The sequence below is a fragment of the Shewanella sp. P1-14-1 genome, assembly GCF_001401775.1.
Taxonomy (GTDB): domain Bacteria; phylum Pseudomonadota; class Gammaproteobacteria; order Enterobacterales; family Shewanellaceae; genus Shewanella; species Shewanella japonica.
Map to the genome: position 1 here is coordinate 17,862 of NZ_LKTL01000010.1, position 12,220 is coordinate 30,081.

12 protein-coding genes are annotated in these 12,220 nt (G+C 40.5%); 5 read left to right on the forward strand and 7 right to left on the reverse strand.

Annotated elements, in window-relative coordinates; genetic code table 11:
- Positions 1-126: 126 nt before the first annotated feature.
- Both AN944_RS08810 and hemL read left to right on the forward strand, forming a co-directional pair.
- The gene (locus AN944_RS08810; protein ID WP_055024240.1) at positions 127-1,146 is read left to right on the forward strand and encodes an aspartate carbamoyltransferase; all 1,020 of its coding nucleotides are present in this window, start codon (positions 127-129) and stop codon (positions 1,144-1,146) included.
- Between the two features lie 28 nt (positions 1,147-1,174).
- On the forward strand, positions 1,175-2,467 hold the full coding sequence (hemL, locus tag AN944_RS08815) for a glutamate-1-semialdehyde 2,1-aminomutase (protein WP_055024241.1): 1,293 nt from the start codon (positions 1,175-1,177) through the stop codon (positions 2,465-2,467).
- A gap of 100 nt (positions 2,468-2,567) precedes the next feature.
- Here the strand turns inward: hemL and AN944_RS08820 are convergent, their stop codons facing one another.
- The gene (locus tag AN944_RS08820; protein WP_055024242.1) at positions 2,568-3,713 is read right to left on the reverse strand and encodes a general secretion pathway protein GspB; all 1,146 of its coding nucleotides are present in this window, start codon (positions 3,711-3,713) and stop codon (positions 2,568-2,570) included.
- Complete coding sequence (locus AN944_RS08825) at positions 3,713-5,314, reverse strand: ExeA family protein (protein WP_055024243.1); 1,602 nt, start codon at positions 5,312-5,314, stop codon at positions 3,713-3,715. Before AN944_RS08825 ends, AN944_RS08820 begins: the two co-directional genes overlap by 1 nt.
- A 184-nt stretch (positions 5,315-5,498) precedes the next feature.
- Between AN944_RS08825 and AN944_RS08830 the strand changes: the two genes are divergently transcribed.
- Both AN944_RS08830 and AN944_RS08835 read left to right on the forward strand, forming a co-directional pair.
- A complete protein-coding gene (locus AN944_RS08830) occupies positions 5,499-6,734 on the forward strand; it encodes a multifunctional CCA addition/repair protein (protein ID WP_055024244.1) in 1,236 nt (411 codons plus the stop codon).
- A gap of 272 nt (positions 6,735-7,006) precedes the next feature.
- Positions 7,007-7,273: an Lpp/OprI family alanine-zipper lipoprotein gene (locus tag AN944_RS08835; RefSeq protein WP_055024245.1), complete on the forward strand. Its 267-nt coding sequence runs from the start codon at positions 7,007-7,009 to the stop codon at positions 7,271-7,273.
- Positions 7,274-7,445: 172 nt separating this feature from the next.
- On the opposite strand, the gene AN944_RS08840 is transcribed toward AN944_RS08835, so the two are convergent.
- The 4 genes from AN944_RS08840 to folB form a co-directional block, all read right to left on the reverse strand.
- A complete protein-coding gene (locus AN944_RS08840) occupies positions 7,446-8,273 on the reverse strand; it encodes a hypothetical protein (protein ID WP_055024246.1) in 828 nt (275 codons plus the stop codon).
- 107 nt (positions 8,274-8,380) lie between these two features.
- Positions 8,381-9,181 (reverse strand): undecaprenyl-diphosphate phosphatase, encoded by an 801-nt coding sequence (locus tag AN944_RS08845; protein WP_055024247.1) that lies wholly within the window; start codon positions 9,179-9,181, stop codon positions 8,381-8,383.
- A gap of 19 nt (positions 9,182-9,200) precedes the next feature.
- The gene (gene folK, locus AN944_RS08850) at positions 9,201-9,704 is read right to left on the reverse strand and encodes a 2-amino-4-hydroxy-6-hydroxymethyldihydropteridine diphosphokinase (protein ID WP_055024248.1); all 504 of its coding nucleotides are present in this window, start codon (positions 9,702-9,704) and stop codon (positions 9,201-9,203) included.
- A gap of 110 nt (positions 9,705-9,814) precedes the next feature.
- Positions 9,815-10,168, reverse strand: coding sequence for a dihydroneopterin aldolase (gene folB / locus AN944_RS08855; RefSeq protein ID WP_055024249.1), 354 nt, complete (start codon positions 10,166-10,168; stop codon positions 9,815-9,817).
- A gap of 241 nt (positions 10,169-10,409) precedes the next feature.
- Between folB and plsY the strand changes: the two genes are divergently transcribed.
- Positions 10,410-11,027, forward strand: a complete 618-nt coding sequence (gene plsY, locus AN944_RS08860) for a glycerol-3-phosphate 1-O-acyltransferase PlsY (RefSeq protein ID WP_055024250.1) — start codon at positions 10,410-10,412, stop codon at positions 11,025-11,027.
- Between the two features lie 126 nt (positions 11,028-11,153).
- Here plsY and tsaD read toward each other — a convergent pair whose 3' ends face one another.
- Entirely contained in the window at positions 11,154-12,167 is a 1,014-nt protein-coding gene (gene tsaD, locus AN944_RS08865; RefSeq protein WP_055024251.1) for a tRNA (adenosine(37)-N6)-threonylcarbamoyltransferase complex transferase subunit TsaD, read from the reverse strand.
- Positions 12,168-12,220 lie beyond the last annotated feature (53 nt).

Genomic DNA, 12,220 nt, shown 5'->3' on the forward strand with positions numbered 1-12,220 from the left:
AGTGATAAATAATCATTAGCGAGATTTAATATTCATTCACTCTCTGTTAAAATCTCGCCTCAGCCACCCTACATAACCACAGAATAATAGCCCTATTTATTCTCCTAATAATTGGAAATCAGGCTGATGACACAGTTTAGCGGTTCTCACATTCTTTCAGTTAATCAACTGGATCTTGATGCAATCAATACTATTTTTAATGTCGCTGAAGACATGACGCCTTACGCTTTACGAGAAAAGCGCACTAAGGTGTTAGACGGTGCAATTTTAGGTAATTTGTTTTTTGAACCTAGCACACGTACCCGAGTCAGTTTTGGTTGTGCTTTTAACTTACTTGGCGGTCATGTTAGAGAAACAGTCGGTATGGGCTCATCATCTTTATCTAAAGGTGAGTCGTTATACGATACCGCAAGAGTGTTATCGACATACTCCGATGTTATTGCAATGCGTCACCCTGAACCTTTTTCAGTAAAAGAGTTTGCCGAAGGCAGTCGAGTACCGGTCATTAATGGTGGTGACGGCTCAAACGAGCACCCAACTCAAGCACTACTGGATTTATTTACCATCCAAAAAGAATTAAGCCATCATGGACAAGATATTAGCGGAATGCATATCGCGATGGTTGGTGACTTAAAACATGGGCGAACTGTGCATTCTTTATCACGGTTACTTTGCATGTATAAAGACATTCAATTCACATTAATTTCCCCAACTGACCTAGCAATGCCTGACTATGTGATCAGTGACATTGAAAATGCTGGTCATAAGATCACAATAACAGATCAGTTAGAAGGTAATTTACATCAAGCTGATATACTCTATCTGACTCGTATTCAGGAAGAACGCTTCCCATCACAAGATGAAGCGGACAAATATCGCGGTAAGTTTAGATTAAACCACAGTATTTACACGCAACACTGTAAATCCAATACTGTGATTATGCATCCATTACCTCGTGACTCACGCGCGGCAGCAAATGAATTAGATAATGATTTAAATAGCCACCCAAGTCTGGCCATATTCAGACAAGCGGACAATGGGCTACTTATTCGAATGGCACTTTTTGCGTTAACGCTTGGTGTTGAAAACGAGTTAAAACAACACGAGTGCCCAGTTAATTGGTATTCACGAAAAGCTGATAGATAGTCAGCTGAAGAAATTAGAAGGATTTCACATGACCCGCTCAGAAGCGCTTTTTGAACAAGCAAAACAAACCATCCCTGGTGGCGTAAACTCACCAGTCCGTGCCTTTAATGGTGTTGGTGGCTCGCCACTATTCATCGAAAAAGCTGATGGTGCTTATATTTACGATGCTGATGGCAAAAAATATATCGACTATGTTGGTTCTTGGGGCCCGATGATTTTAGGCCACAACAACCCGCAAATCCGCCAAGCAGTATTAGAAGCGGTAGAGAACGGTTTATCATTTGGTGCGCCAACTGAACTTGAAGTTAAAATGGCTGAAAAAGTTATTGAAATGGTGCCATCAATCGAACAAGTTCGTATGGTCAGTTCTGGTACTGAAGCCACAATGAGTGCGATTCGATTAGCACGTGGTTTCACCAACCGTGACAAAATCTTAAAGTTTGAAGGTTGTTACCATGGTCATGCTGATTGCTTATTAGTTAAAGCTGGCTCTGGTGCTTTAACCCTTGGTCAACCAAGCTCTCCTGGTATTCCTGAAGACTTTGCTAAACACACACTAACAGCTGTTTATAATGACTTAGACTCAGTTAGAGCTATCTTCAATGAACATCCTGAGGCTATCTCTTGTATCATTCTTGAGCCTGTTGCTGGCAACATGAACTGCATCCCTCCTGTTGAGGGCTTCCTTGAAGGCTTACGTGCAATTTGTGATGAGTTCGGTGCATTAATGATCATTGACGAAGTCATGACGGGTTTCCGCGTATCTAAAAGCGGTGCACAAGGCCACTACAATGTGAAGCCAGATCTTACGACGCTAGGTAAAGTTATTGGCGGCGGCATGCCAGTCGGTGCTTTTGGTGGCCGTAAAGATGTGATGCAGTACATTGCTCCTACGGGCCCTGTGTATCAAGCAGGTACGTTATCAGGTAACCCTATTGCCATGACTGCGGGTCTAGCGCAAATGGACGCATTATGTCAGCCTGGCCTTTACGAAGAATTAACCGCTAAGACCAAGCGCATTGCTGAAGGCTTTAAAGCGGCTGCTGATAAGCATGGTATTCCATTAAGCATTAACCAAGTGGGCGGTATGTTTGGTTTCTTCTTTACTGAAGACACAAACCCAATCACCAGCTTTGACCAAGTGACTCAATGTAACATGGATCATTTCCGTCATTTCTATCACTTAATGCTTGATGAAGGCGTTTACTTAGCACCAAGTGCTTATGAAGCTGGCTTCTTATCTATGGCTCATGGTGAAGAAGAGCTTGAATTAACACTTGCTGCTGCAGATAAAGCATTTGCTGCATTAAAGGCGTTATAACCCTTTGCTTGAGCAATGAGTTAAAATAGAAAAAAGGCGCATTATGCGCCTTTTTTATTCTGCTAAATCTTGCTGATTCACAAGTCATTCAGGTAAATGATTATATCGCTGGCACCTTGAACTGCTCACCATCAATCTCAAGTACAACATCTCTTGGTCTAATTTCGATGACCTTTAACTTGCCTTTAATACTGTCACCTTCTTGAAGCTCTTTACCGTCAACATTCAACCAACGATTTTCTGCTGCAGAAGAATACACATGGGCCTGAATAGAAAACTCTGGCACTTGTAGTTGCACACTGGCAGGTAATTGACCATAGCGAGGGATTTCATCTTTTTTCGGTTCAGGGATCGGGTCAAGCTTTTGTTCTGTCACAGGTGCATTCGCTGATTGCTCATATTCAACTTCTTTTAAAGCAGCTTCAAACGCTGCCATTAAGTTATTGGAATTATCTACAACATTGGCATTTTCATCTGGGTTGATTGACGCCTGTAGTGGCGCTTGAGCTTGTTGCTCAAAATTGACATCACTTGCCGCAGCACTCACTTTTAATTTCAGGGCATCTAAGTCTGAGGCAGTTTTGTAATTTGAGTTTGCACCAAGAATAATTGCATCTTCACCATACAGTGCTTGCAGCTCAGCAGCCGTTAACGGAATGTCATTGTTGGCAGCATTAGCGCTAGGTGATTCATTAAGACGAGTTTCCGCTTGAGCAGCTCTTGATACCGATGCTGCAAGCGTTTCTGTTGATGAGTTCGATGTGGTATCTCTTGGTACAGCTCGAGATTTTGCTGGCGCAGATAAACTTGGCTCTGCTTGACTCGCCGTCACAACGCCTCGATTATCACTCAACCGATAATCATAGACCACATCAGTCACAGACTGTTCTTCTCTTTGATTTACCGCCTGTCTTGAACGATATTCAGGTTGGTTTAGCGGCTTTGCAACTGGTAAAGCCACTTTATTAGCGATTCTAATTTCAGCTTGCTTTTCTTCAGCTGAATTAACGTTAACTTGCGAGCTTGTAACCGCAGGCGTGCCGGACACATCAGGCTTTAATAATTTTGCCAGTCCCCACGCTGCCAAAATACCTATTATAATGACCGCAATTAATAGTAAATATTTAACCCAAGATTTAGCAGCGCCAACTTGCTGGTAATTTGCCCTTGGAGTTAATACTGCATCAGGAAGCTCACCCATTTGTTGCTGTTTTTCTTTCGTCACAGCATCTAATAAAATAGACATTAACTACGTCCTGATCTTTGAGTTAACCTTGGCCCTTTCTGGCTCAGATACAGGTTAAGTTGCACTAATGTTTGATTCCCTGCAATACCATCAGCCTTTAGACCATGCAATCTTTGAAAATCCATCAAGGCTTGCTCTAGAGTAGAATCAAAATCATTCACTAATCTTGCCGTTCTATGCTCTATCAATGCCAAACTGTTCTCTAACCATTGTATTTGAGACAAGCTCGATGTGCGGCTTATTTCTCGAGGCAACGTGCTGTCTGAGTGCCATAACAGTTCAAAGGTGCCACTGAAGTATCGATTAAACCAGTCTTTACTCACCCACAATTGTTGTTCACTGAGTTGCAGTAAAATTTGTTCACCTTCTCTTGCAACCACAACTCCGTAAAAAGGCTGTGCTTGTTGATCTTGAAGATATACAACTGCTGGGTAATTTAACCTTGAAATACTATTCCAATTGCCTTGCTGCTGATGACACATTAAGCCTTGTTGCTGCGCAGCCTGACAAGCGGTTAGCCCGATAATGGGTTGTTTTTCCCACAAGGCAAATAAACCCGCGAAGGCGTTATCAATACTGCGGCTTTGAGACATAGCTGCTCGTAATATGGTTTGATTACCGCTTGGCTGTCGAGATGACTCGCTTGATTGAGTTTGAGGAATTGACTGTTTAGCCCTTTCACCACTCGAAGACATATCTGATGAATTGCCAATAAAGAAGTATAAAGATGAGCCAAAAGCTAACACTAAAGAAGCTGCAATAATCATCGGCCATTTATTTGAACTTTCAGTGGGTAAATCACCTAAAACTTCGGCAGCAGCTAGCTTAACCATATGGTGATCAATCGGCACTTTAGATTGGCCATAACCCGCCATTAAAGCTCTTTCACATAACAGATTGGTTAATCTAGGGATCCCGCCACTGAATTTATGCAATGCTTTACACGCTTTTTTGGTAAATAACGGTTCAAAACGCCCCGCTACTTGTAATCGGTGCTGAACATACAATTGAATTTCTTCAACAGTTAAGGGTAATAAATGATAACGCGCTGTAATACGCTGTGCTAATTGACGGAGTTCTTGTCGTTTTAATAATTGCTGCAACTCAGGCTGGCCAATTAATATGACCTGCAATAGTTTTTTGGTGTCCGTTTCTAAATTAGTTAACAGGCGCAGTTGCTCAAGTACCTCAGCACGAAGATGTTGTGCTTCATCAATAATTAACACTGTGTTGCGATTATTTTGATGATTATTTAGCAAATACTGACTGATTAAATCTGTTAACTGCTTAATAGATGGGTTCTCACCATAGCTAATACCTAGCTCATCACATAAGGTTGCCAACAATTCTTGTTCAGTCAGTGATGGGTTAAGAATAAAGGCTGTATCGGTATTTTCAGGGAGCTGTTTCAGCAAACAACGTGATACTGTCGTTTTCCCTGTTCCAACCTCACCCGTTAATAATACAAAGCCACCCGTCTCACCTAGTCCATAGGTCAGGTGCGCTAAGGCCTCTCTGTGACGATCACTGAGAAACAAATAATGCGGGTTGGGTGCGATTGAAAATGGATTATCATTTAATCCATAAAATGCTTTATACATCTGGCCAAAAATCCTTATTTAAAACTGACGGCTCACGTTATAGCTTGCGCTGATACTTGTCAAAATTTAGCCGTAGAAATGTTACTCGTGATAAGCTTTAGGTATAAAATTATAATGACGAAGCCAGTAACACAACCTGCTTCTATTTATCTGTTTCATTATCATACTTTGGATATGTCACTTTATGAAAACCTATCTTGTGGGCGGCGCGGTACGTGACTCACTTTTATCACTTCCTATCAAAGATAAAGATTTTGTCGTTGTAGGCAGTACCGTAGAGCAAATGTTTGACTTAGGCTATAGCCAAGTAGGCAAAGACTTTCCTGTTTTTTTACATCCTAAGACTCAACAAGAATATGCGTTAGCACGAACTGAGCGAAAAAACGGACAGGGTTATGCAGGCTTTAGTTGTGATGCCAACCAAAACGTGACATTAGAAGAAGACTTACTCAGAAGAGATTTAACGATTAATGCGATGGCTCAGGATGAGTCAGGTAACATTACCGACCCTTATGGTGGCCAAAAAGATATTGAAGCGCGTGTCCTTAGACATGTATCAAGTGCATTTATTGAAGATCCGTTAAGGGTATTAAGGGTTGCCCGTTTTGCCGCTAGATTTGCTCATTTGGATTTTGACATCGCGAGTGAAACAATGGCATTGATGACTCAGATCACCGAGTCAGGAGAACTTGAATTTCTCACCCCTGAAAGAGTGTGGCAAGAGGTAGATAAAGCGTTATCAACCGAACGACCTGAAGTGTTTTTCCAACAACTTAGAAAGTGTGGCGCTTTAGCGGTTTTATTCCCGGAAATCGATTGCTTATTTGGCGTTCCACAACCTGAAAAATGGCACCCTGAAATCGACAGTGGTATTCATACTATGATGGTATTGCAAGCAGCGACGAAACTGAGCACTAATAAAGCAATACGTTTTGCAGCCTTGGTTCATGACTTAGGTAAAGGCATCACACCAAAAGAGTTATGGCCTAAGCATCATGGTCATGGCCAAAAAGGCTTACCTATTATCAAAAAGCTATGTCAGCGCCTTAAAACACCCAATGAATTCAAAGAGCTTGCACTATTGTGTAGTGACCAACATCAAAATATACACAATGCTGATGAGCTAAGGCCTGAAACCATTATCAAAATTTTTGATAAAGCAGATTTTTGGCGTAAACCACATCGCTTAGATGACTTATTAATATGCTGCCAAGCGGATATTCAAGGCAGAACGGGGTTTGAAAATGCTGATTACCCTCAAAGTGATTACCTGAAAAAGTGTTTCATTCTTGCACAAGAAGTCAATGTACAAGAGGTGATTAAAGCAGGCTTTCAAGGTAAAGAGATCAAACAACAATTATCGGTTCGAAGAATTGAGGCAATAAAGCAATTTAAGCAAACTTTGCAAGCCCAAACTTAGTACCAATGGCGCCTTGATGTATTCTTTCAATGAATTCAATACCTAAACTAATCAGCTAAATGTTGAAGCCATTAAAATCTGAATCTGGTGCCGTTTTAAGCAGTTTTAGCCTAAATGATAAGTAAATATGCTTCAATCCATTAGATTTACGATGTTTTTTGTCACTTTTATTGTTATTTGGTATAGCAAAATTTAAAAGCTGTGACATAATTAAACGGCTGCTGGGTATTGTACCTCAGCAATTTATACAACCTATAATGAAGGGATTTTCCATGAACAAGAAAGTATTAATGATTGCTGGTGTTGCTATGACTGCTCTTTTAGGTGGCTGTGCTAACACTACTGCTCTTGAAGAAAGTGTTGCTAACCTAGGTAACAAAGTAGATCAACTATCTGCTGAAGTTAGCTCTTTAAAATCTGATCAAAGCAAAATCGCTGCTGATGTTAAAGATGCAAAAGCTGCATCAATGGACGCACAAGCAGAAGCTAAGCGTGCTAACGACCGTATCGACAACATGGCTTCTTCTTACAAAAAGTAAGAATACATGAAAATTAGCTTATTTATTTAGGTTGATTATTAAGGCTTGATAATACTGATTTGACTTAACCGTCATTGAATATTTCAAGCCTTAATTGTTTCTAGTGCGACATCTTTTTTGCTATTTCATTCATCTTCACTAGCAGTAATTCAATAGTAACAACATAACCCTATCAGCGCTTCTTTAGGTGCAGTAACACATAATCAAACTCTAGTTGTTCAAAGCTTGTTTGTTTAATTTGATGCGCCAACTCGTCGTTTACTCGCCAGCTAAGGTTATTCATATCTAATAAAGTTATTGCCTGTTCACCCGATACATCTGCATTAAACTTAATCTCGGTTGTGTTAATTATTTCAACATCTTTCGGTAGATTGAGTTGCTGTGGTTTTTCAAGCAAATTTTGATAGATTTTTTGCTTCAGCTGCCATAAATGTCTCGCGCCTGGTACAAGTAACAATAAAGCGCCATCTGGTTTTAACACTCGTAAACATTCTTTACCTTTTAGCTGCGCCTCAAAAACAGTCACAATATCTATTGCGTCAGATTTAAAAGGAAGCTTTTTAAACGGTGTTAACAATAAATTTGCTGGAGTGGTATCTTTACTCGCTGCAAATAAGGCATTGTCCGCCTCAGATACGCCCCAATGTGTAACATTATCTTCAGCTTGTGCTGATAGTGTTGATAATGATCGAATATAAAAACCATCATTACACTGATAATTCAAATGATTAACTTCGTCTTTGCCTTCCGCTACGTCAGAAAATACGCTCGATACTTGTTTAACTAACGGCGATAAAATACCTGATGCCTTCAAAAAACGTTTTGCTCTAAGCTGCTGCCTACTCTCGGAACTGCCTTTAAATTTAGGCGATGTGACAAACGACCAATAGCCTTGAGCATTTTTATCAATGTGATGTTTGTTATTGCAATAATAACCTTGAGATTGCTCATGTAACTGCAGCGATTCAGCACAAATCGGGCAAACTAATATTGAATCCATAACGAGAAAACATCCTTACAGTGGCAGTATTGGGTATGAGTTTTTCGAAGAAAAAGTGTAGGAAACAAAAAACGGGTGCTAGCACCCGTTTTTCAAGATAGCTTATTTTACAGGAAAATAAAGCCACATAATACGGCGCCTAGCATTAATCGATACAACACAAATGGTGTCATACCAATCTTACTAATGATTTTTAGGAAGAAGAAAATACAGGTATATGCAGCAACAAAAGAAACGGCAACGCCTAATAGTAATTCAGTGTAATCCATGGTGAGATCGCCAGAAATCACGTCTTTACTCATTAAAATAGCCGCACCTAAAATGACAGGAATAGACATTAAAAATGAAAAGCGAGCCGCTGCGTCGCGATTAAGACCTAGCATCAATGCTGCGGTAATGGTGATACCAGAACGTGAAGTACCCGGAATAATTGCCATAGCTTGCGCGAAGCCTATTAATAACGCTTTACGCCAACCCGTTTGATATTCAGTGAGTTCATTACGAGCCATTTTATCACCTACCCATAAAAGCAGACCAAAAATAACCGTCGTAATAGCAATCACACCAGGGCCACGTAAGTAAGTCTCAATTAAGTCTTTTGCCATGAAGCCAAAAAATACCGCTGGAAGTGTCGCTAGAATAATCCACCAAGCTAATTTACTGTCATCGGTGTGAACACCTTTCGTTATACTGGCAATCCAGGCTTTCAACATGGCCCAAATTTCTGTTCTAAAGTAAATAACAACAGCCAACAATGAACCTATATGCACTGCAACATCAAAGGCTAAACCTTGATCTTCCCAGCCTAAAATCTGCGAAGGTAAAATAAGATGAGCTGAACTTGAAATGGGTAAGAACTCTGTTAGCCCTTGAATAAGCGCTAAAAAGATAACCTGAAGCGTTTCCATGTTGTTCCTTTAAATATAATTAACGAGTCAGTATTGCTGGAAAGTCAAATTCTACAGGCCAGATATTCTGACTCGTTTTATCGTACTCTTCCCACAATGACTGGTATGTTTTAGTGTTTTTTGGATGCTGTAAACTCGGCGCAACTTCTGCAAGCGGCCATAATACAAAGGCATTATAAAGAATTTCACCACGGGGAAGCTCAATTGGAAATTGGCAAACCTCGTTGTCATAAAGCAGTAAATCGATATCTAAACTTCGCGGACTAAATTTTTTCTCGCCACGAATACGTCCATTTTGTTTTTCAATACGTTTAAAAGTGGCAACCACATCCGCAATACTCATTTCAGTATCTGCTGCAGCAACCATATTTAAAAAGTTAGTGCCATTAAAGCCCACAGCTTCACTTTCAAACATTCTTGATAGGGTTAATTGACCAAATTGTTCGTGTAGGTCAATTAGTCCCGACTGCATGTGCTCAACAGGATCAATGTTGGTGCCCAAGCTGATATAAATACGTGCCATTAACTCATCCGAAATTATACAGAGCGATTATGAATATTTGATTAATTGAAACATGTTAACTGTCAATTAAATGTGATTACCACTTAAATAAAGTCCATTAACGATGGACATCATATATGACCACGTTCAATGACTACGCCGACTGATTTTGCCGTTGGTACTGCACCCGGTTTCATAACAGCGACCTTTACCCACAAAACATTAAATTCATTGATTAAACAATTAGCGACCATTTCAGCAACGGTTTCAATCAACTCTATCGGCTTTTCAGTAATTAGCGCAGTTAAACGATTAGAGACAGTTTCATAACACAGAGCATGTTGATAATCGTCTGAAGCGGCAGCCAGTTTGTTATCCCAAGCCATATCTAAATCTATCAGTAATGTTTGGTGTATTTTCTTTTCCCACTCATAAATACCGATAACAGTTTCAACTTTTAGTTCGCGTATTAATACTTTATCCATGTGAACTCCACGGTTTACACGTCTTTTCATAAATATTTCAGCTGAAAAGGCTGAAAATTAACTCAAATAGCAGTTATTATAGATCTCGTCTTTTTCCTAAGCGATTTACGCAGTAGGATAACGGCTGTAATCTTTGAACGTGTCACGATGTAACAGAGCGTATTAACCCAATTATCAGGTTACGTCTCAAGTGAAATAAATTAATGGGCGATGATACCCTAAGAAGTGAAAGGAAACCAATTTGAGCGCAGTTACAATCACTATTTTGATGATTATAACCGCCTACTTAGCCGGTTCTATCTCAAGTGCAATTCTCGTATGTAAATTACGTGGTTTGCCAGATCCCCGCACGGAAGGCTCGGGGAATCCAGGCGCAACAAATGTGCTCAGGATTGGTGGTGCCAGTTCAGCGGCATTAGTGTTATTTTTTGACATGCTCAAAGGAGCAGCCCCAAGTTATTTTAGCTATGTGCTAGGACAAGATGCCGTTTCGTTAGGCTTAATCGCTATTGCAGCCTGTTTAGGCCATATCTACCCGATATTTTTTAATTTCCAAGGCGGTAAAGGTGTTGCTACAGCATTTGGTGCTATGGCACCGATTGGCGGGGATTTAGCATTATGTTTAATTGCCACATGGATAGTCTTTGTCTTTTTGACTCGTTATTCATCTCTTGCAGCTATCTTAACCGCCATACTCGCTCCCGTTTATACTTGGTGGCTTGATGACAGGTTTACCATTCCTGTTGCTATGCTGTCACTGCTAATTGTAATTAGGCATAAAGACAACATAAAGCGCTTACGTATTGGTGAAGAAAGTAAGTTATCGAGAAAAAAGAAAGCATCAACTGAACACAATTGATTTAATCCCCTTCACACTGGATAGATAAAAAATCAAATAAAAAAACCTAAGCCGTAGCTTAGGTTTTTTTACGGGTACTTTAGCCGCTTACATTTAAAGCACCAAGCCTATTACACGTTATAAATATTAAATGGCATCTAACGTATCTAAAGGCCAGCGAGGCTGACCTTTCACTTCTAAATCTTCGGTTTGTCCTGCTTTTAGGCGCTGTAAACCAGCGAAAGCAATCATAGCGCCATTATCGGTACAAAATTCACCACGCGGATAAAATACCTCACCATTGAGCTTTGCCATCATAGTCGCGAGATTTTCTCTTAAACGAGTATTGGCGCTGACTCCACCTGCGACGACAAGTCGGTTATAACCGGTTAATTTAAGGGCTCGCTGACATTTTATCGCAAGCGTATCCACTACCGCTTCTTCAAACGCACGCGCAATATTAGCACGTGTTTGTTCATCATCAGGCTCTGCAGCAATTGTATTGGCAGTAAATGTTTTCAAACCTGAAAAACTGAAATTTAAGCCTGGTTTGTCTGTCATTGGTCTTGGGAACTTGTAACCCGCTTCGACACCTTTTGATGCAAGCTTAGCTAAGCGAGGTCCGCCAGGATAATCTAGCCCCATTAATTTAGCGGTTTTATCGAACGCTTCACCTGCCGCATCATCCACTGATTCGCCTAACACTTCGTATTGGCCGATACCATCGACCTTAACAAGCATCGAGTGTCCGCCAGATACCAATAAAGCAAGAAAAGGAAACTCTGGCGCATCATCTTCAAGCATCGGCGCAAGTAAATGCCCTTCCATGTGATGTACACCAATCGCAGGTTTATCCCATGAATAGGCTAAAGAGCGACCTACACATGCCCCCACTAATAAAGCACCAATTAAGCCAGGGCCTTTGGTAAAGGCAATACCATCAATGTCATCGACCGTTGAATTGGCCTCTTTTAACGCTTGCTTAATTAATGGGACAATTTTACGAACATGATCTCGTGAGGCTAACTCAGGTACAACGCCGCCATAATCAGCATGTAACTTTACTTGACTATATAAAGCATGTGATAACAATCCTTGCTCGTCATCAAACACAGCAATTCCTGTTTCATCACAAGATGTTTCAATACCTAAAACCCGCATAGCAGCTCATCTTCCTAAAAATGTAAGGGCGGCAATTCTACCTCTTGATGAGA

Coding starts and splice junctions, on each gene's coding strand:
- AN944_RS08810 (WP_055024240.1), top strand. CDS start 127: ATGACACAGTTTAGCGGTTCTCACATTCTTTCAGTTAATCAACTGGAT.
- hemL (WP_055024241.1), top strand. CDS start 1,175: ATGACCCGCTCAGAAGCGCTTTTTGAACAAGCAAAACAAACCATCCCT.
- AN944_RS08820 (WP_055024242.1), bottom strand. CDS start 3,713: ATGTCTATTTTATTAGATGCTGTGACGAAAGAAAAACAGCAACAAATG.
- AN944_RS08825 (WP_055024243.1), bottom strand. CDS start 5,314: ATGTATAAAGCATTTTATGGATTAAATGATAATCCATTTTCAATCGCA.
- AN944_RS08830 (WP_055024244.1), top strand. CDS start 5,499: ATGAAAACCTATCTTGTGGGCGGCGCGGTACGTGACTCACTTTTATCA.
- AN944_RS08835 (WP_055024245.1), top strand. CDS start 7,007: ATGAACAAGAAAGTATTAATGATTGCTGGTGTTGCTATGACTGCTCTT.
- AN944_RS08840 (WP_055024246.1), bottom strand. CDS start 8,273: ATGGATTCAATATTAGTTTGCCCGATTTGTGCTGAATCGCTGCAGTTA.
- AN944_RS08845 (WP_055024247.1), bottom strand. CDS start 9,181: ATGGAAACGCTTCAGGTTATCTTTTTAGCGCTTATTCAAGGGCTAACA.
- folK (WP_055024248.1), bottom strand. CDS start 9,704: ATGGCACGTATTTATATCAGCTTGGGCACCAACATTGATCCTGTTGAG.
- folB (WP_055024249.1), bottom strand. CDS start 10,168: ATGGATAAAGTATTAATACGCGAACTAAAAGTTGAAACTGTTATCGGT.
- tsaD (WP_055024251.1), bottom strand. CDS start 12,167: ATGCGGGTTTTAGGTATTGAAACATCTTGTGATGAAACAGGAATTGCT.